Here is a 26,664-nt window from a genome sequence, read left to right as displayed (position 1 = left end):
GCGAGGAAGCCCTTGCTCACCGTCCTGCCATAAGGAGCCTGTGCATGCCCGTGGAATCGGAAAGGCCCGTCCCCGCGGCGAGTCCCGTGATCGGGGAGGCGGAGATCGAGGCTGCCGTGCGCGTCCTCCGCAGCGGGCGTGTCGTGCAGGGCCCCGAGGTCGCCGCCTTCGAGGAGGAGTTCTCCGCCCTCGTCGCGGGACGCCACTGCGTCGCCGTCAACTCCGGGACGTCGGCCCTGCACCTCGGCCTGATGGCGCTCGGCATCGGCCCCGGCGACGAGGTGATCGTCCCCTCGTTCACGTTCGCGGCCACGGCCAACGTCGTCCGCCTCGTCGGCGCCGAGCCCGTCTTCGTCGACATCGAGCCCGGCTCGTTCAACGTCGACCCGGACGCCGTCGCCGCCGCGGTCGGCCCCCGCACCGCCGCCATCATGCCGGTGCACCTGTACGGGCACCCCGCGGCGATGGACCGCATCGGCGCGCTCGCCGAGCGGCACGGGCTCGCCGTCGTCGAGGACGCCTGCCAGGCGCACGCCGCCGCCCACAACGGCGTCCCGGTGGGCGCCATCGGCACGATCGGCACCTTCAGCTTCTACCCGACCAAGAACATGCACGCCCTGGAGGGCGGCATGATCACCACCGCCGACGCGGAGACCGCCCGGACGCTGCGGCTGCTGCGCAACCAGGGCATGGAGCAGCGCTACGCCAACGAGATCGTCGGCGCCAACGTGCGGCTCACCGACGTCGCGGCGGCCATCGGGCGCGAGCAGCTCAAGCAGCTGCCCGCCTGGACCGAGCGGCGCATCGCCAACGCCCGGTTCCTGGACGCCAAGATCACCGGCGCGGTGGTGCCGCCGGTCGCGCCCGGCGCGCGGCACGTCTACCACCAGTACACCGTCCGCGTCCCCGGCGACCGCGACGCCTTCCAGCAGCGCCTGGAGCAGCGGAAGGTCGGCAGCGCCGTCTACTACCCGACGCCCGTCCACCGGCTCAGGCCGTTCCTGAAGGACGGCGCCCCCGACCCGCGCTGGGACCTGCCCGAGACCGAGCGCGCGGCGGCCGAGGTGCTGTCCCTCCCGGTGCACCCGTCCCTCACCGACGACGACCTGGCACGCGTCGCCGACGCGGTGAACGCGGCCGGAGCCGCGTCGTGAGCGCGCCGCTGCGCGCCGGCCTGGTCGGCCTCGGCGTGATGGGCCGCAACCACGCGCGGGTCCTGTCCGGCCTGGACGGCGTCGACCTCGTCGGGATCGTCGACCCGGCCGGACGGCCGGAGGGCGCCCCGCACGGGGTGCCGCTGATGGCGTCCCTCCAGGAACTGCTCACCGTCGGCATCGACTACGCGGTGGTGGCGTGCCCGACCGCGCTGCACGAGGAGATCGGGCTCGCGCTAGCCGAGGCCGGCGTCGGCGCGCTGATCGAGAAGCCGCTCGCCGAGTCGGTGGAGGCCGCAGAACGGCTGGTGACGGCGTTCGAGTCGCGCGGGCTCGTCGCGGCCGTCGGCCACATCGAGCGCTACAACCCGGCGCTGCAGAGCATGCGGGCCCGGCTGGAGGCGGGCGAGCTGGGCGAGGTGTTCCAGGTCGTCACGCGCCGCCAGGGGCCGTTCCCGCACCGGATCGCCGACGTCGGCGTCGTCAAGGACCTCGCGACCCACGACATCGACCTCACCGGCTGGGTGACCGGCCAGGACTACGTGTCCATCTCCGCGCACACCGTCGCGCGCAGCGGCCGCCCGCACGAGGACATGGTCGCCGCCGTCGGGCGCCTGGCCGACGGCTCCATGGTCAACCACCTGGTGAACTGGCTGAGCCCGCTCAAGGAGCGCACCACGGTGGTCACCGGCGAGCGCGGCTGCTTCGTCGCCGACACGCTCACCGCCGACCTCACCTTCTACGCCAACGGCGAGACGCGCACCGAGTGGGAGGCGCTGCGGTCGTTCCGCGGCGTGTCCGAGGGCGACATGATCCGGTACGCGATCCCCAAGCGCGAGCCGCTGCTGGTCGAGCACGAGCGCTTCCGCGACGCGGTCCTCGCGGGCCCCGACGGGTCGGCCCCGGGGGACGTCGTCACGCTGCGGCAGGGCCTGCGGACGGTCGAGGTGTCGGCCGCCGTGCTGAAGTCGGCGCGCCTCGGCGAGACGGTCGCGCTCCAGCCCGGGGAGGTGCTGGATGCCGTCTGAGCGAAGCGGCGGCGGAGCGGAGGACGGCGGTCCCGCGTCCGCCGCGGTGCCCGACGTCACCGTCGTGGTCGCGGTCTACAACACGATGCCCTACCTGACCGACTGCCTGAACTCGCTGGTCGGGCAGAGCATCGGCCGCGACCGCATGGAGGTCGTCGCGGTCGACGACGGCTCCACCGACGGCTCCGGAGCCGAGCTCGACCGGTTCGCCGCGGAGTACCCCGACGTCGTCACCGTGCTGCGGCAGCCGAACTCGGGCGGCCCGGCGGCCCCCAGCAACCGGGCGCTGGACGTCGCGACCGGCCGCTACGTCTACTTCGTCGGCGCCGACGACCACCTGGGCCCCGAGGCACTGGAACGCATGGTCGCCGCGGCCGACGAGTGGGGCTCGGACGTCCTGGTCGGCAAGATCGAGGGCGTCAACGGGCGGGCCGTGCGGCGCCCGGAGCTGTTCGCCGAGAACCGCCCCGAGATCGACCTGTACGACTCGGTGCTGCCGTGGGTGCTGTCGAACTGCAAGCTGTTCCGCCGCGAGCTGGTGGAGCGGCACAAGCTGCGGTTCCACGAGCACATGCGGATCGGCAGCGACCAGCCGTTCACCCTCGAGGCGTGCGTGCGCGCCCGCCGCATCTCCGTCCTCGCCGACTACACCTGCTACTACGCGGTGCTGCGCGACGACGGCGGTAACATCACCCAGGGCGCCGTCGACGTCCACACGCGCCTCGAATGCGCGGAGAGCCTCTTCGGCGTCGTCGCCGACCTCATCGAACCGGGCCCGAAGCGCGACGCGATCCTCAAGCGGCACACCCGCTGGGAGCTGACGATGCCGACGCGGGAGGGGTTCCTCGAACTCGACCGCGACGCGCAGGAGGACGTCTGCGCCCGCGTCGGCAGGCTCGTCGACCGGTACGTGACCGACGAGGTCCTCTACACGCTGCCCATCGTCCGCCGTGTCCGGCTCCGGCTGGCGCAGCGCGGCGAGATCGACCTGCTGTGCGAGGCGATCCGGGCCGGGATCGCGGAGCACCCCTACCTGATCGCGCTCAAGGACGGCCGGGCCTACCTCGCCTACCAGGGCTTCGAGGACCCCCGCCGCGGGCTCCCGGACGACCTGTTCGAGATCACCAAGGGGATGCGCAAGAGGCTGGCCCAGGAGGCGCGGACCGTCGCCGTGCGGCGCGACCGCGACACGGTGGAGATCACCGTCCGGACCCCGCTCACCGGCCCCGAGACCGGCGACCCCGCGACCGTCCGCCTCGCGCTGGCCCCCCGCGGCGGCGGCAAGACCCTGGACCTGGACGACCTCACCCGCGAGGCGCGCGAGGACGGCCTGCACGTGACCGCCCGGATCCCGGTGACGCTCACGGCGGCGTCCGGAAAGCCCCGGCACGCGCTGCGGCTCGTCGTCCGGGCCGCCGGGGAGACGCACGACGTCGCCGTGCCGGCGGGGACGTCCATGGTGCCCGCCCCGCGCGGCGAGCTCTTCTGGCACCGGGCCAGGCCCTACCGGCTGTCGGTGGCCGGCGACGACCGGCACGGCACGATGATCGAGACACGTCCGGTACGTCCGGCCCAGGCCGTCGCCCAGCGGGTCCGGCGCGTGACGTCCCTTGGAGGTAAGTAGCACATGCGGATCTGCGTGGTCGCGCTCGGCAAGATCGGTCTTCCGCTCGCGGTGCAGTTCGCCCGCAAGGGCCACCGCGTCATCGGCGCCGACGTGAACGAGCGCGTCGTGGCCGAGGTCAACGCGGGGCGCGAGCCGTTCCCCGGCGAGGCCGAGCTCGACGTCCACCTCGGCGAGGCGGTGCGGGCAGGGCTGCTGACGGCGACGACCGACACGGCGGCCGCGGTCGCCGAGTCGGAGGCGGTCGTCGTGGTCGTCCCCCTGTTCGTGGACGAGAAGGGCACCCCGGACTTCGGCTGGATGGACGCCGCGACGCGCTCCATCGCGCAGGGACTGCGCCCCGGGACGCTCGTCAGCTACGAGACGACGCTGCCCGTCGGCACCACCCGTGACCGCTGGGCCCCGATGCTCGCGGAGGGCTCCGGCCTGACCGCGGGCACCGACTTCCACCTGGTGTTCAGCCCGGAGCGGGTGCTGACCGGGCGGGTCTTCGCCGACCTGCGCCGCTACCCCAAGCTCGTCGGCGGCATCGACGAGGCGTCCGCCCGGCACGGCGTCGAGTTCTACGGCCAGGTCCTCGACTTCGACGAGCGGCCGGACCTCGACCGCCCGAACGGCGTCTGGGACCTCGGCTCCGCGGAGGCGGCGGAGCTCGCCAAGCTCGCCGAGACGACCTACCGGGACGTCAACATCGGCCTCGCCAACCAGTTCGCCCGCTACGCCGACACGGTGGGCGTGGACGTCACGAAGGTCATCGAGGCCTGCAACACCCAGCCGTACAGCCACATCCACCAGCCGGGCATCGCCGTGGGCGGCCACTGCATCCCGGTGTATCCGCGGATGTACCTGTGGAACGACCCGGACGCGACCGTCGTCCGCGCCGCCCGCGAGGCCAACACGGGCATGCCCGAGTACGCCGTCGGCCTGCTCGCCGACGCCTACGGCGACCTGACCGGCGCCGGCGTCCTCGTGCTGGGCGCGGCGTACCGGGGCGGCGTCAAGGAGACGGCGTTCTCCGGCGTCTTCCCCACGGTGGAGGCGCTGCGGCGGCGCGGCGCCGTCCCGTACGTGTCCGACCCGATGTACACCGATGAGGAACTGGAGGCCCTCGGCCTCCCGCCCCACCGGGGCGAGTCGGTCACCGCGGCGATCGTGCAGGCCGACCACGCCGCCTACCGCGAACTCGGCGCGGACGACCTGCCGGGCGTCAAGGCCCTGGTCGACGGCCGCCGCGTCACCGACGCCTCCCGCTGGCCCGGCGTCGCGCACGTTGTCATCGGCGCCCCCGCCGCCGCCGAACAGAAGGCGTCGACCGGACGGCCGGCGCCCACCGAGAGGTGAGCATGAGAAGAGCCGGCAACCGGGACGTTGCGGTCGTCACCCCCTGGTACCCGATTCCGCAGACACCGTTCGCCGGGGCGTTCGTCCAGGCGATGGTGGAGGCGACGGCGCCGGGCTGCGGCGAAGTCACGGTCTACCAGACCGACGCTTGGTCGGCGAAGATGAAACCGGAGGCCGCGGCCGCCGCGGCCGAGGCGCACCGCGCCCTCATGCCGCGGGTGCTGCACCGCGCGACCACCGTCGCGGGCGCCGGGCTGCTGCGCGTCCCGGTGCTGATCCCGGCCGGATGCAGCTACGCCGAGCTCGCCCGGCACCATGCGGCGTGGCTGCGTGAGGCACTGGGCGGCGAGCCGATTCCGGCGCCGGTCGTGCACGCCCACGTGGGGCTGCGGGGCGGCTGGCCGGCGCTGGAGAACGCGCGCCCGGACGCGAGGGTGTTCGTGACCGAGCACGCGTCCTATCTCCACCAGGTTCTCGAACAGCCGGATTCGCGCGAGATGTACGGGCAGGTCCTGGACCGCTGCACACGCTTCTTCGCGGTGACGGAGGCCCTGCGCGAGCAGCTGCTGGACGTGTTCCCGGCGTACTCCGACAAGATCGATGTGATCTCCAATCCGATCTCCTTCGACACGCCCCGGGCCCGGCCGGTGACCGAGCTGCGTCGCTGGCTGTATGTGGGGAGCCTCATCGAGCGCAAGGGGGTCGGCTGGCTGCTGGAGGCGTTCGCCAAGTGCCATGCGGAGGATCCCGAGCTGACGCTGACGATGGTGGGGGCGGGAGAGCTGGGCGAGCAGCTCGCGCAGCGCGCTGCGGAGTTGCAGGTCCAGGATGCGGTGGAGTTCCTTCCCCCCGTTCCTCCGGAGGAGGCCCTCCGGATCATGCGCGAGCACGACCTCCTCGTGCATCCGGCTCGCTGGGAGACGTTCGGCGTCTCGGTCGTCGAGGCGGTGGCGGCGGGGATGCCGGTGCTCGTCACGCGCTGCGGTGGTCCCGAGCGGACGCTGGCGGGGATAGAGAGCGCCGCGGGGGAGATGATCGAGGTCACCGAGGACGCCGAGTCGATCACCGGCGGGTACCGCAGGCTGCGCGACAGGTTCCCCCATGACCTCGACCTGGCCGAGGCCAGGCGGGTGCTGGAGGCGCGGTTCGGATACGGCGCCGTGGCCGAGGCGCATCACCGGCACTGGTTCCCGGAGACGGGGCCGGACGGGGGAGAAGACTCGTGAACGTCCTGTTCCTGGCGCTCGGTGCCTCACGCAAGGGCGCCGTCTCCGCGGAGGTCAAGCGCGTCATTGCGGGCGGAGGGACCGCGACCGTGCTGATCGGCAAGCCTTCGGCGTGGCGGAAGCACCCGCTCCCCGAAGGCGCCGAGGTCGTCGAGTTGGCGGCGGTCGAGCGCGGCTACCGGCCCGGCTGGGTCAGGTTCTGGTTGTACCGGGCACCGCGGCTGGTGCTGCGGATCTGCCTGCCCGGGCCGCTGCGCCGCTGGCGCGACCGGATCGACAACGCGTACCGGCGCCGCGTCGCCAAGCCCCTGAACCGCCGGCTGGCCCGCCGCTACCGGCGCGACCCCGTCCAGGTCCGCCGCCTGGCCGTCGAGCGCGACGTGCTCCGCGGCCGCTCCCTCGGCCTCGTCGTCGTCGGCGACGCGCAGTCACTCGTGACGGCGTCCGAACTGGCGGACGTCCTCACCGGCACCGGGGCACGCCTCGCCTACACCGTCGACCACCAGGGATCCACGACCGGTCCCGCCGGAGGATGAAGCCGATGTCCCCCCACCGCCGCCCCCGCCTGCTCTACCTCGCGTTCTACTTCCCGCCCTCCCGTGCGAGCGGGGTGTACAGGGCACGGGCCACCGCCAACCGCCTCGTCCAGCAGGGCTTCGACGTCACGGTCTTCACGGCGCCGCTGCCCTTCCTGTACGACACCATCGGGTCGGTCGACGAGAAGCTCGGCGAGACCGTCGACCCGAGCATCACGGTGGTGCGGCCCAAACTGAACCAGTACGCCTGGCAGACGGAACTCCAGGACTACAGCGGCTTCCGGGGCAGATTCCCCCACCTGGCCCAGTCGATGTTCGAGTGGGGGCAGGAGCACCGCTTTCCGGAGAAGTACGCGTCGTGGGCCCGGGCGTGCGTCCGCAAGGCTCTGCGGATGCACGCGCGCCGCAGATTTGACGTGGTCTTGGCGACAGGGAATCCGTTCGCCTCGTTCGGCGCGGCTTGGCGGCTCCACCAGTTGGCCCGGATCCCCTACATCCTCGACTACCGGGACTCCTGGACGCTCGATCTGTTCAGCGAGGAGCCGGCGTTCGCGGACGGCGATCCCGCCTGGAAGTGGGAGAGCCGGGTGCTGAGGTCCGCGTCCGGCATCGTGTTCGTCAACGAGGCGCTGCGGTCCTGGCACGCGGAACGCTATCCCGACCAGGCGGACCGGATGTTCGTGGTCCCCAACGGCTGGGACGCCGACACCCTCCCGGCCGTCGCCGAGCCGCCGCCGTCGGCCTCCGGCGGCCTCGCGCCCCGCTTCGCCTACGTCGGAACACTGACCGGTAAGCAGCCGATCGAACCGATGGTCCAGGCGTTCCGCCGCGCCCGCGAGCATCCCGACATGGCGGACGCGGAACTGGACCTGCACGGTTACCTCGGGTTCTTCAAGCGGTCGGACGGCGGGCTCCGCAAGCGGCTCGCCTCCGGGGCCGGCGATGCGGAACCGGGCGCACCGGGGGAGCAGGACCCGGCGCCGTGGGTGCGGTACCGCGGGCCGGTGTCCAAGACGGAGATCGCCGAGGTCTACCGGACGTCCGACGTGCTGGTGTTCCTGGCGGGCGGGGCCCGCTACGTCACGTCCGGGAAGATCTTCGAGTACATGGCGGCGGGCCGGCCGATCGTGTCGGTGCACGCGCCCGGCTCGGCGGCCGAGGAGGTTCTGCGGGACTACCCGCTGTGGTTCAATCCGGGCGGTCTCGACCCGGAGGACATCGCCGCGTCGATGGTCGCGGCGGCCAAGGCCGCGGCAGGGCTCGACGGACGGCAGGTCGCGGAGGCGCGCGGGTACGCGGACCGGTTCGAGCGGAACGTCGCACTGGAGCCGCTCGTGCGGCGGCTGACCGGTCTGGCCGGCCGCAAGCGGGGCGTGGCCGGATGACGGCGCCGGAGACGAAGGTGCGGGAGGGTGACGACGTGAACGGTGAAGGGTCCCCGCGGGTCCTGCTCGTGGCCATGGCCCCCGACCTCAAGCGCAAGAAGGCCATCCGGCTGGCCGCCCACTTCCTGGACGAGGGCGCGCGGGTGGACGTCCTGACCGCCGAGCGGCGCGGCTGGGGCAAGCTGGACGAGCGGGCGCGGCTGCACCGGCTCGACGAGGCGGAGGCCCGGCATCCCCTGCCGTGGCTGGAGCGCGCCGTGGTCGTTCGGGCGCCGCGGCTCGCCGTGCGTCCGCTGGCACGGCTGGGCCGCCCAGGCGCGATGGCGGAACGGGTGCGCGGCCGGCTGAGCGGTGCCGTTCACCGGCGGCTGTTCCTGCCGTTCTACCGGCACGTCCGGCCGCTGCTGCTGGCAAGGCTCGCCCGCAGGCGCGTCCTGCGGGACATCGACATGGCGCAGGTGGTGCGGGTCATCGTCACCGACAGGGACGGGGTTCCGCTCGCCTGGAGGCTCGCGCGGAGGCATCCCGGCGTCACCGTGACGACCCGGCTGGACAAGTCCCTGGAAGCCCGGGGCTGACCCGCCGCAGGCCGATCCGCGACGACCGTTTCCGTTCGCCCGGCGTTCACCGCGCCCTCACCCGCGATCGAGGTAAGACCTCCCATACTTGCAGGTGAGCCGCGACTTACCGCCGAACGACCGTGCCGCTCATCCCGCCACTCGGCGCCGGATGGCGACGGCTCGACCGAACGGAGGATGCCGTATGCACACCGAGGGCGAAACCGATCCCCTGGAGCCGCGCGGCCGGGTCGTCATGCTCGTCGACAACGGCGTCGAGAAGGACTCCCGGGTTCAGAAGGCCGCGACGTCCATCGCCGCCGCGGGGTGGGAGGTGCACCTCGTCGGTTGCGTCCGGAGCCGGCGAAGGCAGACCTGGCGGCTGGGCGGCGCCCATGTGCTGCTCGTCCCCCGGCAGGACGTCCTCAACAGGCCGCGGCCCCGGGTCTGGCGGTCCACGCTCCGCCGTCCGCTGGCGTACTCGCACGCGGAGGTCGCGGCGTACCGGCGGCGGCTGGTCCAGTCCCGGCGGGCCGACATCGCCGCGACCCGCCTCGCGCCCGGCGTCGACGGACCGGTGTGGAAGGCGTGGCTGGCGGCCCGCCGGATCTCGGCGAGGGCCCAGCAGAGCTGGGTGGCGCTGCGTGCGCACCAGACGGACTCCCTTGCCAGGGCCCGTATGGACGCGAACTCGCCGGTCGAGCGCCTCGCCCTCGCCTTCTGGCAGAAGCTCCTAGGCGATCGGGCATGGCGCGTTCTCGACCGCGGCCTGTGGGACTGGGACACCGCTTACAGGACGACCGTCGACGAACTCGAACCGGACATCATCCACGCCAACGACTTCCGCATGCTCGGGGTCGGCGCCCGCGCCGTGCGGCGTGCACGGGCCAAAGGCCGGGAGGTGAAGCTCGTGTGGGACGCGCACGAGTTCCTTCCCGGCATCCGTCCCTGGCACGACGGGCCGCGCTGGCATCCCGCCGTGTGCGCCTACGAACGCGAGTACGCCGGCGCGGCCGATGCCGTGGTGACCGTCTCGGCGCCTCTCGCCGACATGCTCGTCGAGCACCACGGCCTGCGGCAGAAGCCGGCCGTCGTGCTCAACGCGCCCGCCATCGGGGGAGAGCCGACCACCACGCGCCCCGTCCCGGACCTGCGGGAGCTGTGCGGCATCGGCGCCGGCACCCCGCTCGCCGTCTACAGCGGCGGCGCCTCCGAGCCGCGCGGCCTGATCATCATGATCGAGGCACTGCCGCGGCTGGCCGGACTGCACGTCGCCCTGGTCGTTCCCGTGCCCGGCGGGAGCGAGGCGAAGCGGCTGCTGCACCGCGCCGGCGAACTCGGCGTCCGCGACCGCGTGCACATCCTCCCGTACGTTCCGTTCGACCAGGTCGTCCCGTTCCTGTCGGCGGCCGACGTCGGCGTCATCCCGATCCACCACTGGCCGAACCACGAGATCGCGCTGATCACGAAGTTCTTCGAGTACTCGCACGCACGGCTGCCGATCGTCGTCAGCGACGTCAGGGCCATGAGCGAGACGGTGCGGGGCACCGGCCAGGGCGAGGTGTTCCGGGCCGAGGACGAGGACGACTACGTGCGGGCCGTCGAAGCCGTGCTGAGCGCCCCGGAGCGGTACCGCGCCGTGTACGGCGCACGGCCGGACTTGCTCCGTGCGTGGACGTGGGAGGCGCAGGCCGAGGTCCTGGACGGCGTCTACACGGAGTTGCTGCCGGGCGCCGCGAAGCCGTCCGTGAAGAGCGTGTAGGCCATGGCGGACAGAGGCGGCGGCAGGGACGTGGCGGTCCTCACCCCCTGGTACCCCGCCCCGCACCACAAGTTCCAGGGCGCCTTCGTCCAGGCGATGGTGGAGGCGACCGCGCCGGGCTGCGGCGCGGTCACCGTCTACCACACCGACGGATGGCCGCTGAGGATCGCGCCGGAGGCGGCGCGGGCGGCGGAGGAGGCGCACCGGCGACTCCTGCCCGACGCGCTCTCCCCCATTCCCGCGGACGGGGGAGCCCGGCTGCTGCGCGTCCCCGTCCTGATGCGCGGACGCACCTTCGGGGAACAGGCCAGGGAGCACGCGAAGGGTCTCGGCCTGGCGTTGGACGGCGAGCCGATCCCGGCGCCGGTCGTGCACGCCCATGTCGGGCTGCGGGGCGGCTGGACGGCGCTGGAGAACGCGCGCCCGGACGCGAGGGTGTTCGTGACCGAGCACGCGTCCTACCTCCACCAGGTGCTCGAACAGCCGGATTCGCGCGACCTGTACGAGCAGGTCCTGGACCGCTGCACACGCTTCTTCGCGGTGACCGAGGCCCTGCGCGAGCAGCTGACGGCGGCGTTCCCGGCGTACTCCGACAAGATCGATGTGATCTCCAATCCGATCTCGTTCGGCGCGGCCCGGCCCAGGCCGGTGACCGGGCTGCGCCGCTGGCTGTATGTGGGGAGCCTCATCGAGCGCAAGGGGGTCGGCTGGCTGCTGGAGGCGTTCGCCAAGTGCCATGCGGAGGACCCCCGCCTGACGCTGACGATGGTCGGGAAGGGCCCGCTGGGCGACCGGCTCGCGGAGCGCGCCGGGGAGTTGGAGGTGCGGGACGCGGTGACGTTCCTCCCCCCGGTCCCGCTGGACGAGTGCAACCGGCTCATGCGCGAGCACGACCTCCTCGTCCACCCGGCCCGCTGGGAGACGTTCGGCGTCTCGGTCGTCGAGGCGGTGGCGGCGGGGATGCCGGTGCTCGTCACGCGCTGCGGTGGTCCCGAGCGGACGCTGGCGGGGATAGAGAGCGCCGCGGGGGAGATGATCGAGGTCACCGAGGACGCCGAGTCGATCACCGGCGGGTACCGCAGGCTGCGCGACAGGTTCCCCCATGACCTCGACCTGGCCGAGGCCAGGCGGGTGCTGGAGGCGCGGTTCGGATACGGCGCCGTGGCCGAGGCGCACCACCGGCACTGGTTCCCGGAGACCGGGCCGAACGGGGGAGAAGACTCGTGAACGTCCTGTTCCTCGCCCTCGGCGGGTCGCGCCGGCATGTGATCGTCGCCGAGGCCGAACACGTCCTCGCCGCCGGCGGGGCGGCGACCGTGCTGGTCGGCGACCCCGCCAGGTGGCGGAACGACCCGCTGCCGGAGGGAGCCGACATGGTCGAGTGGCGGCGGCTCGTACGCGGTCACAGGCCCGCCGTGATGCGGCTGCTGCTGGACCGCGTCCCCCTGTTCCTCATACGCGCCTGCCTGCGCGGTCCCCTGACGGGATACGGAGCGCGCCTGCAGGCATTCCACCGGCGCCGCGTCTCCCGTCCGATCCACCACCGGCTCCTCCGGTTCTACCAGCGGGATCCCGCCCGGGTCCGGAGCCGCGTCGCCCGCCGCGAACTCCTTGGCGGCAGGTCGATCGACATCGTCGTCGTCGGTGACGCCGAGTCGGCGGTCACCGCGTCCGAACTGCGGGACGTCGTCCTCGGCTCGGGGGCGCGCCTCGCCTATACCGCCGCCCACGCCGGGCCTGCGGACGCTCAAGCCCGGCCTGTGGCCGGCCTGCTCGGAGGGGGAAAGCCATGACCGCACGCCGTCCCCGCCTTCTGTACCTCGCCTTCTACTTCCCGCCGTCCCGGGCAAGCGGCGTCTACCGTCCGCGCGCGACGGCCAATCTCCTGGTCGAACGGGGCTGGGACGTCACGGTCTTCGCCGCGCCGATGTCCTTCCTGCACGACGCCATCGGTTCGTTCGACGAGAAGCTGCTCGCCTCGGTCGATCCGAGGATCACTGTGGTACGGCCGGAACTGAACCAGTTCGCATGGCAGCAGGACGTGCGCCGCTACGGCAGGTTCCGTGGAACCTTCCCGCATCTCGCCCGCCGGGCCTACGGGTGGGGGCAGAAGCACGTGTTCCCGGAGCACTACGCGTCCTGGGGTCGTGCGAGCGTGCGCCGCGCGCTGCGCCTGCACGCCCGCCGCAGGTTCGACGTCGTGCTGGCAACGGGGAACCCCTTCGCCTCGTTCGCCGCGGCATGGGCGTTCAACCGGCTGACCCGGACGCCCTACATCCTGGACAACCGCGACGCCTGGACCCTCGATCTGTTCAACGAGACACTCGCGTTCGAGGAGGGGCACTCGGCCCTGGCCTGGGAGCGCCGGGTGCTGAAGCACGCGTCCAACGTGGTCTTCGTCAACGAGGCCATCCGGGCGTGGCACGCCAAGCGCTATCCGTCCGTGGCGGACCGGATGATGGTCGTCCCGAACGGCTGGGACTCCGACACCCTCGCGAACACAGTCGGGCCGCCCTCGAGCATCCGCGATGGACGGGACGAGCGCCGCCCGCGGTTCTCCTACGTCGGCACGCTGACCGGCAACCAGCCCATCGAGGCGATGCTCGAAGGGTTCGGGCAGGCCCGCGAACACCCGGACCTGGCGCACGCCGGGCTCGACCTGCACGGATATCTCGGCTTCTTCAAGGGGGCCGACGGCAAGCTCCACCAGAGGCTCGCGACCGGACTCGACGGGCAGGGCGGCGGGCAGGGCGGCGAGCAAGGCCTCCCGCCCGGTGTCCGGTACTGCGGGCCGGTGTCCAAGACCGAACTGCACAACGTCTACCGGGACACCGACGTCCTGGTGTTCCTGGCAGGAGGCGCGCGCTACGTGACGTCCGGAAAGATCTTCGAGTACATGGCGGCGGGACGCCCCATCGTGTCGGTCCACGCCCCCGGCTCCGCGGCCGAGGAGATCCTTCGCGGCTACCCGCTGTGGTTCAACCCGGGCGGGCTGGAGCCGAGGGCCATCGCGGCCTCGATGGCCGAGGCCGCGAAGGCCGCGGCGGGACTCGACCAGCGGCAGCTCGACGAGGCGCGCGCCTACGCCGGCCGCTTCGAGCGCAGCGTGTCGCTGGAGCCGCTGGTGCGGCGGCTGACAGCACTGGCGGAACGCGGGCGCGCGGCCGGATGACCGTTCTCGGAGGCGATGACATGAACGCTGAACCGTCACCGCAGGTACTCATCCTCGCCATGGATCCCAGGGGCCACAAACGCGGCCACGCCAGGGTCGCGAGCCTGGTCGCCTCCTTCCTGGACGAGGAGGGAGCGCGGGTCGACGTGGTGACCGCCGAGCCGAGGGGGTGGGAGAAGCTGGACGAGCGGGTCAGGCTGCACCGGCTGGACGGAACCGAGGCCCGGCATCCGCTGCTCTGGTTGGAACAGGCGGTGGTGAGCAGAGCACCGCGCAGGATCGTGCGGCCGCTGAACCGGCTCGGCCGTCCAGGCGCCGTCCTCGGACGGGCGCAGAGCCGCGTCTCCGATGCCGTCCACCGGCGGCTCTTCCTGCCCTTCTACGGGCAGGTCCGGCCGCTTCTCCTGGCCCGCATCGCGCGGCGACGCGTCCTGAGCGGCATCGACATGGCGAAGGTCAGCCGGGTCGTCGTGATGGACGACGCGTCGGTGCCGTGCGCCTGGCGGCTGGCCCGCCGGCACCCGGACGTCACCGTGACGACGCGGCAGGTGCGCACGCTCGACCCGGCGCGCTGACCGGGCTCAGCCGCGGGCGCGTTCGGCGAGGATCGCCGCGACGGCCTCGGCCGCGCGGCCGTCGCCGTAAGGGGTGCCGCGCGGCGCCTCCGGGGCGGGACGCGTGGCGGTCGCCGTCCAGCGGGCCGCGCCGAGTTCGCCGGGATGGGGGACCAGCTCGTTCCATCCGCCGGCGAGCGTCTCCGGCCATTCCGTCTCGGTGCGCAGGGTCGTGCACGGGCGTTCGAGCAGGAAGGCCTCCTTCTGGAGGCCCCCGGAGTCGGTGATCACGCCCCGCGAGCCGAGCACGGCCGCCACCATGGCGGCGTAGGGCAGGGGGCGGCCGACCCGGACGGCGCCGCGGTCCAGCTTGATCCCGTGCGTTTCGGCGCGGGCGACCAGCCGGGGGTGGGCGAGCAGCGCCACCGGGACCGGGAGGTCGGCGAGGGAGTCGACGAGCGAGCCGAGCCGAGCGGCGTCGTCGGTGTTCTCCGCCCGGTGCAGGGTGGCGACCAGGTAGGGCTGCTCGGAGTCGATCCCGTCCGGGAGAGCGGGGGCGGCGGGGTCGGCGAGGACCGAGTCCCGCACCCGGAGGCACACGTCCACCATCACATCGCCCGTGCGGACGCTGCGCTCCGCGAGCCCCTCGGCGGCGAGGTGGCGCATGGCCTCCTCCGTCGGGGCGAGCAGCAGGTCGGCGGCGTGGTCGGTGAGGACGCGGTTGTGCTCCTCCGGCATGCGGCGGTTGAAGGATCGGAGCCCCGCCTCCAGGTGCGCCACGGGGAGGTGCAGCTTGACGGCCGACACCGCTCCGGCCAGGGTCGAGTTCGTGTCCCCGTAGACGAGGACCCAGTCGGGACGCTCCCTTTCCAGGATCGGGTCCAGCGCGGACATGACGGCCCCGGTCTGGACGCCGTGGCTGCCGGACCCGACGCCGAGGTGCACATCGGGGTCGGGGATGCCGAGGCCGGAGAAGAACACGTCCGACAGGTCGGCGTCGTAGTGCTGCCCCGTGTGGACGATGACGTGCCGGTGGCCCTGCGCGGCGAGGGCGGCGGCGATGGGAGCGAGCTTCACCAGCTGCGGCCGTGCGCCGACGATGCTGAGGACCTTGAGGTTCATGCCTGCCTCTCGATGAGGACCGTCGTCTGCGAACCGTCCCCGGCGGGCGTCTCGACGTAGCGCTCGCCGGTCCGCGGACACTCCCATACTCCCTGCTCGTCCGGCCGCTCGGTCAACCGGGCCCCCGCGCGGCCGACCCAGCCGATGCGGCGGGCGGGCACGCCCGCGACCAGCGCGAAGTCGGGGACGTCGCGGGTCACGACGGCGCCTGCGGCGACCATCGCCCAGCGGCCGACGCGGACGGGCGCGACGCACACGCTGCGGGCGCCGAGCGAGGCTCCCTCGGCGACGTGGACGCCGACCGCCTCCCAGTCGCCGCCGCGCTTCAGCCTGCCGTCCGGGTCCACCGAGCGGGGCTCGCGGTCGTTGGTGAGCACGACGGCCGGGCCGACGAACACGCCGTCCTCCAGCACGGCGGGCTCGTAGACGAGCGCGTGGTTCTGCAGCTTGACGTTGTCGCCGATCCGCACGCCCGCGCCGACGTAGGCGCCGCGCCCCACGATGCAGCCCTCGCCGAGCCGGGCCTTCTCCCGGACCTGGGCGAGGTCCCAGACCGTGGTTCCGTCGCCGAGTTCGGCGCTCGGGTCGACCTGGGCGCTCGGCAGGATGCGGTGGCTCATTCGGTCCCTTTCCGTCGCGGAGTGATCAAGCCCAGCGCCCGGCGCGCTCGCGTGTTCAGGGGGGACGTGACATGCACGGCCAGCGGGCTTTCGTCGAGCCTGACGTACACGCGGCGGGGCGGCAGCAAGGAGGCGGTGAGCGGCCCGAGGCGGCCGGTGCCCTCCGGCATCCGCGTGGAGACCGGCCCGCCCATCCCGTCGATCTCGAAGGAGGCGCGCCAGACGCCGGGGCGCGCGCGGGCGACGGACAGGTCGGCGTACCGGTGGGACCGCCGGCCGGGACCGTGCTCCAGCCCCGTGCGGATCTCGCCCCCGCCCTCGTTGGACCGCCGCAGCACGATGGTCATCGCCGGGGACCCGCCGGAGGGCAGGGTCGGCGGCGGATCCGCCATCACGCGCAGCCGGCGCCCCCGGGCCTGGCTGATCCGGACGTCCTGGAAGTCGGTGGGCTTGAGGGCGCCGCCCACCTCCAGCGTCAGCCGCTTCCGCTCGTGCGGCGACAGCGGCCGGACGAGGTGCCACCGGCCGTCCGCCTGGACGACCGCCGCGCGCGGCATCGCGAACCCGCGGGGCTTGACGACGGGGGCGGTCAGGGTGAGCCCCCCGACTTCGGCCTCCACGGTCGCGGTCCACCGCCCGTCGGCCCAGGAGCCGGGGGCCGGCAGGAACGACGCGGTGTAGGTGACGGCCAAGCCCTTCTCGTCACGGACGGAGGAGGTGACCTGGCACTCGATCCGGTGCGAGGCCCCGGCGCCGTTCTCCAGGACCAGGTGCAGGAGGGGGGCCGCCTCGTCCACGTCGTGCAGAAGGAACTCGCCGGTGAGGCGCAGGGCGTCGTCAGCCCAGGAGAGCGCGGTCAGGTCGTGCCGCACCCGTACGGGCTCTCGGCTCTCGTAGCACGCGTCGGGAACGCCCACCGAGGCGTCGCGGAAGAACGGGTACTTCAGGTATGTCCGCCCGCCGTCTATGCGGATGCCGGGAGGCGTTCCACTCCGGTGGAACCGAAGGACCTCCGCGAGTTCCTCGTTGAGATGTTCGCGCAGGCAGTGCGCGAAGACCCGCCGCCGCGGGTCGTAGAGCTCCAGCAGGCCCGGGGTGAGCCAGGTGTCCAGCAGGTCGCGGCACCCCTTGAGGATGATCTCGCGACCCTCGCGCGAGGCGGGCAGGTACCGCTGCTCGAGCATGCCGAAGACCTCCAGCAGCAGGTACCGGTAGTGCAGGCGCTCTCGCAGCTCGCCCGGTTCGGTGTACCTGGCCACCAGGGACATCGCGCGGTGGGCGATCGCGTGCACCTCGGCGGGCGGGGCGCCGCCGACCTGCGTCGCGCTCGACCCGTCCGTCCGCGCCGCCCAGTAGTAGCAGTCGTAGTCGGTGAGGACGGACACGCCGCTCGCCGCCAGGTAGGCGCCCGCGGTGAAGAGCTGGTCCTCGTGGGAGAGCAGGCCCTCGCTGAAGCGCAGCCCCTCGCGTTCGACCAGCGACCGGCGGAAGAGCTGGAGCGCGGCCATCGACATCCGGGGGAACAGGTCGCAGTCCGGGTCGAGGACGTGGGTGCGCTCGATGGTGCGCTCGAACACCCGCGGCACCTTGCGCCCGCCCGTCCCGACCTGCTTGCCGAGGACGATGTCGGTGCCGTTGCGCTCGGCCATGGCCGTCATGCGCTCCAGCGCCTCCGGGCCCAGCCGGTCGTCGGAGTCCAGGAAGAAGACGAACTCCCCGGAAGCGAGCTCTAGCCCGCGGTTGCGGGGCGCTCCCGCGCCCCCGGAGTTGGGCTGGTGGACGACCGTGAGCTGGTCGTGGGCGCGGGCCAGCTCGTCGAGCAGCTCGCCGCCGCCGTCGGTCGAGCCGTCGTCGACGGCGATGACCTCGATCCGCTCGGCGGGCAGGGTCTGGGCGAACACCGACTCCAGGGCCCCGCCCACCGTGTCCCGGCACTGGAACACCGGGACGATCACGCTGACCAGAGGTCGGCTCATGGCCCCTCAACAGGCCGGAAGGCACTCATGGCGAACACTCTAGGCGTGCTCCGTGACCGCCGCGCCGGAGACCCTGTACATCGTCGACCTGGGGCCGGCCTGCGCCAACGCGTCGACGGCGGCGGCGAACCGCGTCATGGCGTCCGGGTGCTCGGGGCCCAGCAGGTAGTCGCGGAGCGTCCGGCGCTCCGCGGCCAGCGGGTCCTGGCCGGGCGTCGCCGCGACGGCGAGGATGTCGGCCAGCTCGCCGCAGCCCGGGCTCAGCAGGTAGGCCGCCGACGCGGACGGGAACTCGGCCCTGAAGGCGCTCTCGTCCATCCCGTCGGGGTTGGTGACGACGTACGGCTTCAGGCTCGGGATGTAGTCGGAGATCACGCTGGAGATGTCGGTGATCAGCATGTCCGAGCGGTTGAAGCACTCGTAGAGGGAGGCGTCCGCGCCGGTCACGACCTGGTGGCCGCCCGCGCCGCTGCGGTTCGCCTGCTCGATCATCCGCATGAGCCGGTTGTGCACGGCCGCCGCCTCCGGCAGCCGCCGGCCGGTGTAGGGGTGCGGCCGGTAGATGACGCGCAGCCGCGGCCCCTGCTCCAGGAGGGTCCGGACGATCCGCTCGCCCATGCCGAGCAGCGAGCTGTAGCCGTGCTCGTTGTCCCAGCCCTCCCACGTGGGGGCGTACAGGACGGTCGGGACGGGCCCGCCGGACGGCTCGGTGGTGATCTCGCCGAGCTGCGGGCGCCCCACCTCGACGATGGCCTCGTCGCGCACGCCCGCGTCGGAGTTGCGGTAGCGGTCGCGGCCCGCCGGGCCGGCCACCCACACCTCGTCGAAGACCTTGCTGACCGGGTTGGAGCTCGGGCCCTTGTCGCTGTCGCCGTGCCCGACGAAGACGTGCTTGATGTGCTCCTCGCGGAGCAGGTGGAGGTTCTTGCCGGTGTTGCCCGGGTAGAGCGCGACCTTCACGGTGCCGAGGTCGAAGTTCATCATGTCCTCGGCCCGCGTGATGCACACGACCGGGAGCCGGGTGGGCGCGAGCGCGCCGACGACCTCGGGGGAGCGGACGAGGACCATCGCCTTGCGGTCCAGCCGCTCCAGCGTCTCCAGCCACATGTTGGCCTGGTAGACGGTGGTGACCGGGCCGGTGAAGTACAGCACGACCTCGGGCTTGTAGCGGTTCACGCGGCGCTGCACGTCGCGGGCCATCCGGCCGGCGTTGAGCAGGGCGCGCATCCGGCGCAGCCGCGGCGCCTGCGCGGCCGCGGTGGCGACGGCCGCCGCCGCGGTGCCGAGGAGGCCGACCGCCACGAGCACCGGGAGGTCGAGCATGATCCCGGCGGTGCCGAACAGCAGAATCGGGAGGTCGGCGTGGCTCTCCAGGAGGAGGATCAGCCGGGCCTGCCAGACGGTGTCGGGGCCGGGGAGCGCCGGCTCGCCCTCGCCGAGGTTGCGGGTGGCGAAGGGCAGCCGGTTGACGCGGCGCGCGGCGACCGAGCCGGCGAGGGTCGCGGCGCGGAGCCAGTCGACCAGCAGGAGGCCGAGGGCGGCCAGCACGATCGTGGGCCGGCCGGCGCCGCCCGACTGGACGAGCAGCAGCACGAGGGCGGCCTGCCGGACCAGCACCCGCGCGCCGGGGGGCATCTGGCCCCAGCGCAGCGGCCTGGCCGCGTCCGGCAGCGTCCGCCCGAGGGCGTACTCGGCCGCGTAGCAGAGCACGGCGGCGCCGAGGAACGCCCAGGGCGACCCGGCCGCGGCCGTCCCGATCAGCAGCCCGAGCGTGACGGGCAGCCACAGCACCGTTGAGTACCGCATGAGAGTCGAGTACCGGGAGACGAGACGCCGCACGGCACACCTCCGTCTGGTCAGCGCCCCGGGGGGTGGCGCAGTTGAAGAGGGGAAGGGGGGACCTGCGCCCGCCGGGCCGAGCGGGCGTGTGCGGGGGAGCCGGCGTCAGCCGGAGCGGCCGCCGGTGAGGGGGTCTTCACGGCGGACGTCGATGACCTGCCCGGTGAGGCTGGAGAGCAGGACGTTGAGGGAGGTGCGGGCCACCTGGTCCGCGCTCAGCAGGGTGTGCGGGGGCTCCTGCCCGAACGCCGCGGTCCGCATGGGGGTGCTGGTCCGCTCGGGGTTGATGCAGTTGATCCGCACGCCGTCGCCGGACCACTCGTCCGCCAGCGCCTGGGTGAGGTTCACCGTGGCCGCCTTGGCGGAGGAGTAGAGGCTGTAGTCGGCGCGCCCGCGGGTGTAGGAGCTGGACGTGTAGAGCAGCAGCTGCCCGCCGGTCTTCGCGAGGTAGGGGAACGACGCCCGCGCGATGTGGATCGGCGCGAGGTAGTTGACCCGCAGCGCCTCCTCGATCGCGTCGGGGTCGATGGCGTCGAGCCGGCCGATCCGCAGCACGCCCGCCGTGTTGACGACGAAGTCGACGCGGCCGGTCGCCGAGTAGGCCTGCGCGAGCGCGCCGGCGACGTCCTCGGGCCGCTCGACGTGGGTGCGGGTGGCGCCGCGGCTGTAGCCGAACACGCGGGCGCCGAACCGCTGGGCGAGCTCCGCGACCGCGGCGCCGATGCCCTGGCTGGCGCCGAACACGACCATCGTCTTGCCGCCGAGCGCCTCGGCGTACTCGTCCTCGGTCAGGTCGGGGGCCTCGGAGGAGGCGAGCTGGAACAGCTTGTCCGCGACGAACATGTCGACCGGCTCGGTGACCTTCATGTTGTGCTCGTCGCCGCGCACGACGTAGATCGGGGTGCCGGGCAGGTAGCGCAGCACCACCGAGCAGTCGTCGGTCGCCTCGAAGTTCTCGTCGCGCCACGCGTTCTCGTAGGCCGCGCGGATGGTGGCGAGCCGGAAGCCCTGCGGAGTCTGCCCGCGCCGCAGGTTCGCCCGCCGCGGCACGTCGACGATGACGTCCTCGTCGACCTGGATGATCGTGTCGGCGGACGGGATGGCCACGTCCACCGCCTGGTGCTCGCGCAGCGCGGACACGCAGTCGCGGATGATGCGCTGCGACAGCAGCGGGCGCACCGCGTCGTGGAACAGCACGCTGGTCGTCTCGGCCGGGTGGTCGGCGAGGGCGTCGAGCGCGAGCTGCGTGGTCGCGTTCCGGGAGGTGCCGCCGGGGAGCACGGCCTTGACCTTGGTGCAGCCGGCCTTCTTCACGCACTCCTCGGCGTCCTTGAGGAAGCCGGGGTTCATGAGGACGAGGATCTCGTCGACGTCGGAGGCCTCCTCGAACACGCCCAGCGTGTGCTCGAGGATCGACTTGCCGGCGATCTTGAGGAGCTGCTTGGGGGTGCTGAGGCCCATCCGCTGCCCGCTGCCACCCGCCAGGATGACGGCGACGACGCGATGCTCACCCTGCGGCGCCATGACCAATGCGACCGTCCTTCTTATTCATGGCAGCCGGAACGGCGGCCGGAAACGAGGTGTTGCAGTCACCCGAGGGGGATCTCTGGGGGGCGCGGGCGGCGCGGCATTCGCAGGGCTGATGATCCGCACAGGGGGGAACTGACGCTTTACTGTACCCGGTCTGTGGAACTTTGAGACGAATTCACCGACGTTCCAGGACCCCGTAACCCTTGTGTGATGGGGCCTGAGGTGCCCGGACGAGGGGAATCGTCAACGGCCGAACAGCGGCCTCATGTCCGGCTCGACGGCCCAGCGGGTCACGCGGCGCACCGGGGGCGTGCTCAGCACCGTGACGAGGACGAAGCAGGCGAGCACGACCGAGAGCACGCCCGGGATCGTGTCGAACCACGCGAGCTTGTGCCAGCCCTCGAACGTGAACAGCCGCGTCGCGAACCCGTGCAGCAGGTAGCCGTAGATGGTGGCGGCGCCGAGGCCGCTGTACCAGGTGCGGCGGGACGGGGTCACCGCGAGGAAGGCGAGGATCAGCACCGTCCCGGTGACCAGCAGCCCGGCGCGCATCAGGGTACCGGTGAGCTCGCCCACGCCGAGGTCGGCGTTGGAGGTGTCCCAGTTCAGCCAGCGCGCGTTCATGCGGTCCTGGGTGAGGTACGCGCCGGCGAAGGCGGCCAGCAGGAGCGCGGCGCCGGTGATCCGCGCCCACGGCCGCCGGACGATCTGGACGACCTCCGGCGACAGCGTCAGCCCGAGGACGTAGAACGGCGCCAGCCCGAGGATCCGGTACACGTCGAGCGTGCTGCCGATGTCGGTCATGTAGCCGAGAAGGGCGACGAGCATGGCTGTCGCCAGGGGGTACTTGAGCCGCCGCCAGACCGGGGTGAGCAGCCGCCAGACGAACAGCGCCAGCAGGAACCAGGTCAGGTAGTAGGGGTCCAGCACGTCGAACTGGAACCGCCGGTCGTCGACGCCCCAGGCGAACAGGCTGTAGGCGCACTGGAAGATGATGTATGGCGCGATGGTCGAGCCGACCAGCCGCACCGACTTGTCGTCGGTGAGCGTGAACCGCTTGGACAGGTACCCGCTGACCATCACGAACAGCGGCATGTGGAACAGGTAGATGAAGTTCCAGAGCGCCGCCGCCAGCGGGACGTCCCGCAGGCCCGACAGTCCGTGCCCGCCGGCGACGAGCAGGATCGCCAGGAACTTGGCGTTGTCCAGGTGGGGGTCGCGTGCTCGGGGAGCCGCGCCGCCCGGCGTCCGCGGCTTCTCCTGCGGGCGCTGGGCGGGGGGCGCCGCCGCCTCGGCGGAATCTGGGACCGCCGCCTCGGCCACGACGGACGCCTCGGGTGTCTGTGTCATGAAAGATCTCTGATCCTGGGAGGGGCTCGTGGAGCATACCTAACGAAACGCCCCACAACCCTGGGAGTCACAGCGCGCTGTGCCGGGGTCACGGAGGGGGTCCGGAGCGCGGACCGGGGGATTTCGGCGGGCCCGCCGCGCACAAGATCTCCCCAGACGGGTACACGGCCCTTACCGGATACGGTGCGGGGCCGGTCCGGGCGGCTCCCGGACCGGGCGGGAGGACGGGGAGGGACATGGGTTACGGGAGGTCCACCAGGCAGGGCGTGGTGATCGTGGCCGGCGGCGCCGTGCTGCTGGCGGGAGTCGCGCTGCTCGTCCTGCCCGGCCCAGGCCTGCTGCTCGTGCTGGCGGGCCTGCTCATCCTGTCCCGGGAGTTCCCGGCCGTGAACCGCTACGTCGAGCCCCTCCGCGAGAAGGCGATCGGCGAGGCGGAGAAGAGCGTCACGTCCTGGTGGCGCCTCACGGGCTCCCTCCTCACCGTGCTGGCGCTGTTCGGCGCGGGCGTGGCCTGGGGACTTGTGCGGGAGCTGCCGTTCAGCGGATGGAGCACGGGTTCCGGGCTCATCCTGTCCGGCTTCATCCTCTGCGGGCTCCTCTACTGGAGCTGGCGCCGGGTGAAGGCCCGCCGCGCCGAGACCTTCCCCGAGTGACGGGCCCGACTTGGGGAAATGTTCGGCCGGATTGATCCGGCGGCCGGATATCCCCGTGCAAGGGGTATGGGCATTGTTCTTCGTGTACTCGTGGCCGCGGGACTCGCGGCCGACGCCGTCGTGCACTGGCGGTTCGCACCCGACATGGCCCCCGGGCCCAACACCCCCAGCGACGTCATCCCGGGAGACGACCTGTTCTACGGCCAGGCCATCGCGGCGGCCGTCGCGGGCCTGCTCGTGCTGTTCTGGGCCCGGAGGTGGACGTACGCCATCGCGTTCGTCGTCGCGGCGAGCGCGGCCGGGGCCGTGCTGCTGTACTACTTCGTCGACTTCGGGCAGATCGGCCCGATCCCGCGGATGTACGACCCGCAGTGGTACGCGGACAAGACGATCAGCTTCGCCGGGGAGGCGGTGGCCGCGCTCGCCGCGCTCGCCGGCTTCTTCACGGCCGGCCGGAAGAGGGAGGAGGAGGCGGACTCGTACTACGAGGCCCTGAGGTGACGGATCCGCGGGGCGGCGCGTCCGTACGATGAGAGGCGCAGTGCCCGTCAGCCGGCAGGCCCCTCAGTCGGCGGTGTCCGCCGGCCAGGCTGAAAGCGAGGCGTCCGTGCCCCCGCGTGACCGTACGCCGCCCCGCTCCGCCGGCGGCCGGGCCGGCCCGAAGAGCGGCTACCACGTGGAGGCGCTGGCGAAGGGCCTGCGCCTCCTCGCGCTCTTCTCCGAGCAGCGCCCGGCCATGAAGCTGACCGACATGGCCGCGGCGACGGGCCTGCCCCTGCCGACCGCCTTCCGGCTGGCCTCGACGCTGACCGCCGAAGGGTTCCTCGAACAGCTTCCGGACGGCGCCTACCGGCCCGCGCCGAAGGTGCTCACGCTCGGCTTCTCGGCGCTGCGCAGCCTCGACCTCGTCCAGCTCGCGGAGGGGCCGCTCCGCAGGCTCGCCGACGCCACCGGGCAGACGGCGAACCTCGGCGTGCTGTCGGGGGACCACGTGCTGTACCTGGTGAGGCTGCGCAACAACGACCTGGTGACGGCGAACATCCAGGTCGGGTCGCGGCTTCCGGCCGTCCGCACCTCGATGGGCAAGATGCTGCTGGCCCAGCTCGACGACGCCGAACTGAAGGACGTGCTGACCGGGGAGTCCTTCGCCGGGGCGGCCGGCCCCAACGCCGCGGCCTCGCTGGAGGCGCTCCGGCCCGAGCTGGCGGAGATCCGCGGCCGCGGCTGGGCCCTCCAGGACGAGGAGCTCGCCTACGGGCTCCGGTCCGTCGCGGCGCCCGTCCGGGACGCGTCCGGGACGGCGGTCGCGGCCGTCAACGTGGCCGTGCCCGCGATGGAGGTCCCGACGGCGCGCCTCCTGGAGGAGATCCGGCCGCTGGTCCAGAAGGCGTGCGCGGAGATCTCCCGGCTGCTGGGCGGACGCTGACCCCGTTCACTCCCCGGAGGGCGGAAGGCCGTCACGGGCCGGCCCCGCGACGAACCGCTGGGTCATGCTCCCCACGCCTTCCAGCTCGCTCACCAGCACGTCGCCCGGCCGGATGAACCGCTTGGGCGAGCGGGCGTTCCCGACGCCGGCCGGCGTCCCGGTGAAGACCAGGTCGCCCGGGAACAGCCGGCAGATCCGCGACAGCCGGACGAGCAGCTCCGGGACGCTGTAGATCATCGCCGAGGTCCGCGCGCTCTGCACGGTCTCGCCGGAGAGGCTGCACGAGATGGCGAGGTCGGACGGGTCGTCGAACTCGCTCAGGGTGGCGAGCCAGGGGCCGGTCGGGCCGAAGTTCGGGAACGACTTGGCCAGGCTGAACTGCGGCCTGGGCCCGGCGAGCTGCGAGGTCCGCTCGGACAGGTCCTGTCCGAGCGTGATGCCCGCGACGTAGTCCCAGGCGTCCACCGGATGGATGCCGCTGCTCTCCCGCGCGACCGCCACCACCATCTCGACCTCCCAGTCCACGGTGGCGGACGGCAGCTCGACCTCGCAGTAGGGCCCGGCCAGGCAGCTCGGGAACTTGGTGAACGTCACGGGAGCCGACTCGGGCGGGTACCCGGCCTCGCTCGCGTGCGCGGCGTAGTTGACGCCGATGGCGAACACCTGGGCCGGACGCGGCACCGGCGGGCCGAGGTCCTCCGGAGCGAACGGCCTGCCCTGCTCCGGGTCCAGGGACCACGCCGCCCATTCGCAGAACGCGCGCCACCGGCTGAAGACGGCCTGCGGGTCGGCGGGGAACCGGCCGCCGCTCGCCTCGGCGACGTCCACGGCGAGGTCACCGGAGGCGCCCTCGACGATGACCGCGGCCCGCCCGTCCAGGTTGGCGAACCTCACCAGTCGACCCGCTCCGGCGGAGCCTCGCCGTGGGCGTCCTGCCAGGAGACCACGGGGTTGCGCAGTGTCCCGACGCCCTCGATCTCGGCCTCGACGACGTCGCCGGGCCGCAGGTAGAACGCGAACGGGTCCGGCTGGACGGCGGCGACGCCCGACACGGTGCCCGTCGTGATGATGTCGCCCGCGCTGTAGGTCTGCGGCGAGTGGTAGGCGACCAGGTGCGGGATCGACACGCGCATCTGCTTGGTGTGCCCGGTCTGCCGCCTCTCGCCGTTCACCCGCAGCTCCATGGCGAGGTCCTGCATGTCCTCGATCTCGTCGGCGGTGACGATCCACGGGCCGATCGGGCAGAACGTGTCGATGGCCTTGCTGAACGAGAACACCCCCGACTCCATCTCGCGGCGCTGGATGTCGCGGGCCGTGACGTCGTTGAAGACGGTGAACCCGGCGATGTGCTCCAGCGCTTGCTCGGGGCCGAAGAACTTGCCCGGCTTGCCGATGACGACGGCCAGCTCCAGCTCGTAGTCGAGCTCCCGGGTGAGGTGCTCGGGGTACACGATCGGGTCGTCCGGCCCGATGATCGCGTCCACGTTCTGGAAGAACACGATGCCCTTGTGCACCGGGTGCGACCAGTTGACCGCCTGGAGCTCCTCGTGGTGGTCGGCGAAGTTCCCCGCGGTGTGGAAGAACTTCTTCGGCCGGATGGGCGCGCGGAGCCGGACGTCCGCCAGCCTCAGCCGCTCCCCGGTCTCGGGGGCGGTGCCGCCGCGCTCGAAGAACGCCCGCGTGGACGGCACGTCGAACTCGATGACGTCCTCGCCGTCCAGCCGGCCGACCCGGCCCTCGTCGAACGTGATCAGTTTCAAGATGGTTCCTCTCAGGCCCCGGCGCCGCCGGTCCGGGCTCGGCGCCGGC

General features: G+C 72.7%; 24 protein-coding genes. 16 read left to right on the top strand and 8 right to left on the bottom strand.

Annotation, left to right across the window (positions count from 1 at the left end):
• Positions 1–44 precede the first annotated feature (44 nt).
• The 13 genes from K4S16_RS27240 (at position 45) to K4S16_RS27180 (ending at position 14,360) form a co-directional block, all read left to right on the top strand.
• A complete protein-coding gene (locus K4S16_RS27240; protein WP_149261873.1) occupies positions 45–1,154 on the top strand; it encodes a DegT/DnrJ/EryC1/StrS aminotransferase family protein in 1,110 nt (369 codons plus the stop codon).
• Positions 1,151–2,182, top strand: a complete 1,032-nt coding sequence (locus tag K4S16_RS27235) for a Gfo/Idh/MocA family protein (protein ID WP_149261872.1) — start codon at positions 1,151–1,153, stop codon at positions 2,180–2,182. The genes K4S16_RS27240 and K4S16_RS27235 overlap by 4 nt, the downstream gene beginning before the upstream one ends.
• The gene (locus K4S16_RS27230) at positions 2,172–3,806 is read left to right on the top strand and encodes a glycosyltransferase family 2 protein (protein ID WP_149261871.1); all 1,635 of its coding nucleotides are present in this window, start codon (positions 2,172–2,174) and stop codon (positions 3,804–3,806) included. The genes K4S16_RS27235 and K4S16_RS27230 overlap by 11 nt, the downstream gene beginning before the upstream one ends.
• A 3-nt stretch (positions 3,807–3,809) precedes the next feature.
• Positions 3,810–5,147 (top strand): nucleotide sugar dehydrogenase, encoded by a 1,338-nt coding sequence (locus tag K4S16_RS27225; protein ID WP_149261870.1) that lies wholly within the window; start codon positions 3,810–3,812, stop codon positions 5,145–5,147.
• Positions 5,148–5,149: 2 nt separating this feature from the next.
• Positions 5,150–6,373, top strand: coding sequence for a glycosyltransferase (locus tag K4S16_RS27220; RefSeq protein ID WP_200842152.1), 1,224 nt, complete (start codon positions 5,150–5,152; stop codon positions 6,371–6,373).
• Positions 6,370–6,909 carry a hypothetical protein gene (locus tag K4S16_RS27215; protein WP_149261869.1) on the top strand — a complete coding sequence of 180 codons (540 nt, stop codon included), beginning with the start codon at positions 6,370–6,372 and terminating at the stop codon, positions 6,907–6,909. Before K4S16_RS27220 ends, K4S16_RS27215 begins: the two co-directional genes overlap by 4 nt.
• 5 nt (positions 6,910–6,914) lie before the next feature.
• On the top strand, positions 6,915–8,294 hold the full coding sequence (locus K4S16_RS27210) for a glycosyltransferase (RefSeq protein WP_200842151.1): 1,380 nt from the start codon (positions 6,915–6,917) through the stop codon (positions 8,292–8,294).
• A 35-nt stretch (positions 8,295–8,329) separates the two neighbouring features.
• Complete coding sequence (locus K4S16_RS27205) at positions 8,330–8,872, top strand: hypothetical protein (RefSeq protein WP_149261868.1); 543 nt, start codon at positions 8,330–8,332, stop codon at positions 8,870–8,872.
• A 184-nt stretch (positions 8,873–9,056) separates the two neighbouring features.
• The gene (locus K4S16_RS27200; protein WP_200842150.1) at positions 9,057–10,613 is read left to right on the top strand and encodes a glycosyltransferase family 4 protein; all 1,557 of its coding nucleotides are present in this window, start codon (positions 9,057–9,059) and stop codon (positions 10,611–10,613) included.
• Between the two features lie 3 nt (positions 10,614–10,616).
• Complete coding sequence (locus K4S16_RS27195) at positions 10,617–11,840, top strand: glycosyltransferase (RefSeq protein ID WP_200842149.1); 1,224 nt, start codon at positions 10,617–10,619, stop codon at positions 11,838–11,840.
• Positions 11,837–12,406, top strand: coding sequence for a hypothetical protein (locus K4S16_RS27190; protein ID WP_149261867.1), 570 nt, complete (start codon positions 11,837–11,839; stop codon positions 12,404–12,406). Before K4S16_RS27195 ends, K4S16_RS27190 begins: the two co-directional genes overlap by 4 nt.
• Positions 12,403–13,785 (top strand): glycosyltransferase, encoded by a 1,383-nt coding sequence (locus tag K4S16_RS27185; RefSeq protein WP_149261866.1) that lies wholly within the window; start codon positions 12,403–12,405, stop codon positions 13,783–13,785. Before K4S16_RS27190 ends, K4S16_RS27185 begins: the two co-directional genes overlap by 4 nt.
• 20 nt (positions 13,786–13,805) lie before the next feature.
• Positions 13,806–14,360: a hypothetical protein gene (locus K4S16_RS27180; RefSeq protein WP_149261865.1), complete on the top strand. Its 555-nt coding sequence runs from the start codon at positions 13,806–13,808 to the stop codon at positions 14,358–14,360.
• A 6-nt stretch (positions 14,361–14,366) separates the two neighbouring features.
• Here the strand turns inward: K4S16_RS27180 and wecB are convergent, their stop codons facing one another.
• The 6 genes from wecB to K4S16_RS27150 form a co-directional block, all read right to left on the bottom strand.
• A complete protein-coding gene (gene wecB, locus K4S16_RS27175; protein WP_149261864.1) occupies positions 14,367–15,461 on the bottom strand; it encodes a non-hydrolyzing UDP-N-acetylglucosamine 2-epimerase in 1,095 nt (364 codons plus the stop codon).
• On the bottom strand, positions 15,458–16,081 hold the full coding sequence (locus K4S16_RS27170; RefSeq protein WP_149261863.1) for an acyltransferase: 624 nt from the start codon (positions 16,079–16,081) through the stop codon (positions 15,458–15,460). The genes wecB and K4S16_RS27170 overlap by 4 nt, the downstream gene beginning before the upstream one ends.
• Positions 16,078–18,057: a glycosyltransferase family 2 protein gene (locus tag K4S16_RS27165; RefSeq protein WP_149261862.1), complete on the bottom strand. Its 1,980-nt coding sequence runs from the start codon at positions 18,055–18,057 to the stop codon at positions 16,078–16,080. Before K4S16_RS27165 ends, K4S16_RS27170 begins: the two co-directional genes overlap by 4 nt.
• A gap of 39 nt (positions 18,058–18,096) precedes the next feature.
• Positions 18,097–19,863: a CDP-glycerol glycerophosphotransferase family protein gene (locus tag K4S16_RS27160; RefSeq protein WP_149261861.1), complete on the bottom strand. Its 1,767-nt coding sequence runs from the start codon at positions 19,861–19,863 to the stop codon at positions 18,097–18,099.
• Positions 19,864–20,001: 138 nt separating this feature from the next.
• Complete coding sequence (locus K4S16_RS27155; protein ID WP_149261860.1) at positions 20,002–21,420, bottom strand: bifunctional cytidylyltransferase/SDR family oxidoreductase; 1,419 nt, start codon at positions 21,418–21,420, stop codon at positions 20,002–20,004.
• A 249-nt stretch (positions 21,421–21,669) separates the two neighbouring features.
• Entirely contained in the window at positions 21,670–22,776 is a 1,107-nt protein-coding gene (locus tag K4S16_RS27150; RefSeq protein WP_149261859.1) for an acyltransferase family protein, read from the bottom strand.
• 236 nt (positions 22,777–23,012) lie between these two features.
• Between K4S16_RS27150 and K4S16_RS27145 the strand changes: the two genes are divergently transcribed.
• The 3 genes from K4S16_RS27145 to K4S16_RS27135 all read left to right on the top strand — a co-directional run bounded on the left by K4S16_RS27145 (position 23,013) and on the right by K4S16_RS27135 (position 24,855).
• On the top strand, positions 23,013–23,429 hold the full coding sequence (locus K4S16_RS27145; RefSeq protein WP_149261858.1) for a PGPGW domain-containing protein: 417 nt from the start codon (positions 23,013–23,015) through the stop codon (positions 23,427–23,429).
• A gap of 90 nt (positions 23,430–23,519) precedes the next feature.
• Positions 23,520–23,930: a hypothetical protein gene (locus tag K4S16_RS27140; protein WP_149261857.1), complete on the top strand. Its 411-nt coding sequence runs from the start codon at positions 23,520–23,522 to the stop codon at positions 23,928–23,930.
• 106 nt (positions 23,931–24,036) lie between these two features.
• Positions 24,037–24,855, top strand: coding sequence for an IclR family transcriptional regulator (locus K4S16_RS27135; RefSeq protein ID WP_200842148.1), 819 nt, complete (start codon positions 24,037–24,039; stop codon positions 24,853–24,855).
• 6 nt (positions 24,856–24,861) lie between these two features.
• Here the strand turns inward: K4S16_RS27135 and K4S16_RS27130 are convergent, their stop codons facing one another.
• Together K4S16_RS27130 and K4S16_RS27125 are read right to left on the bottom strand one after the other, a co-directional pair.
• Entirely contained in the window at positions 24,862–25,749 is an 888-nt protein-coding gene (locus K4S16_RS27130) for a fumarylacetoacetate hydrolase family protein (RefSeq protein WP_149261855.1), read from the bottom strand.
• Positions 25,746–26,615: a fumarylacetoacetate hydrolase family protein gene (locus K4S16_RS27125; protein WP_149261854.1), complete on the bottom strand. Its 870-nt coding sequence runs from the start codon at positions 26,613–26,615 to the stop codon at positions 25,746–25,748. The genes K4S16_RS27130 and K4S16_RS27125 overlap by 4 nt, the downstream gene beginning before the upstream one ends.
• Between the last annotated feature and the right edge of the window lie 49 nt (positions 26,616–26,664).

The organism is Actinomadura sp. K4S16, assembly GCF_008327685.1.
GTDB lineage: Bacteria > Actinomycetota > Actinomycetes > Streptosporangiales > Streptosporangiaceae > Spirillospora.
This window is presented reverse-complemented; position numbering and strand designations above follow the sequence as displayed.

Coding starts and splice junctions, on each gene's coding strand:
- K4S16_RS27240 (WP_149261873.1), top strand. CDS start 45: ATGCCCGTGGAATCGGAAAGGCCCGTCCCCGCGGCGAGTCCCGTGATC.
- K4S16_RS27230 (WP_149261871.1), top strand. CDS start 2,172: ATGCCGTCTGAGCGAAGCGGCGGCGGAGCGGAGGACGGCGGTCCCGCG.
- K4S16_RS27225 (WP_149261870.1), top strand. CDS start 3,810: ATGCGGATCTGCGTGGTCGCGCTCGGCAAGATCGGTCTTCCGCTCGCG.
- K4S16_RS27220 (WP_200842152.1), top strand. CDS start 5,150: ATGAGAAGAGCCGGCAACCGGGACGTTGCGGTCGTCACCCCCTGGTAC.
- K4S16_RS27210 (WP_200842151.1), top strand. CDS start 6,915: ATGTCCCCCCACCGCCGCCCCCGCCTGCTCTACCTCGCGTTCTACTTC.
- K4S16_RS27200 (WP_200842150.1), top strand. CDS start 9,057: ATGCACACCGAGGGCGAAACCGATCCCCTGGAGCCGCGCGGCCGGGTC.
- K4S16_RS27195 (WP_200842149.1), top strand. CDS start 10,617: ATGGCGGACAGAGGCGGCGGCAGGGACGTGGCGGTCCTCACCCCCTGG.
- K4S16_RS27185 (WP_149261866.1), top strand. CDS start 12,403: ATGACCGCACGCCGTCCCCGCCTTCTGTACCTCGCCTTCTACTTCCCG.
- K4S16_RS27180 (WP_149261865.1), top strand. CDS start 13,806: ATGAACGCTGAACCGTCACCGCAGGTACTCATCCTCGCCATGGATCCC.
- wecB (WP_149261864.1), bottom strand. CDS start 15,461: ATGAACCTCAAGGTCCTCAGCATCGTCGGCGCACGGCCGCAGCTGGTG.
- K4S16_RS27170 (WP_149261863.1), bottom strand. CDS start 16,081: ATGAGCCACCGCATCCTGCCGAGCGCCCAGGTCGACCCGAGCGCCGAA.
- K4S16_RS27165 (WP_149261862.1), bottom strand. CDS start 18,057: ATGAGCCGACCTCTGGTCAGCGTGATCGTCCCGGTGTTCCAGTGCCGG.
- K4S16_RS27160 (WP_149261861.1), bottom strand. CDS start 19,863: ATGCGGTACTCAACGGTGCTGTGGCTGCCCGTCACGCTCGGGCTGCTG.
- K4S16_RS27155 (WP_149261860.1), bottom strand. CDS start 21,420: ATGGCGCCGCAGGGTGAGCATCGCGTCGTCGCCGTCATCCTGGCGGGT.
- K4S16_RS27150 (WP_149261859.1), bottom strand. CDS start 22,776: ATGACACAGACACCCGAGGCGTCCGTCGTGGCCGAGGCGGCGGTCCCA.
- K4S16_RS27145 (WP_149261858.1), top strand. CDS start 23,013: ATGGGTTACGGGAGGTCCACCAGGCAGGGCGTGGTGATCGTGGCCGGC.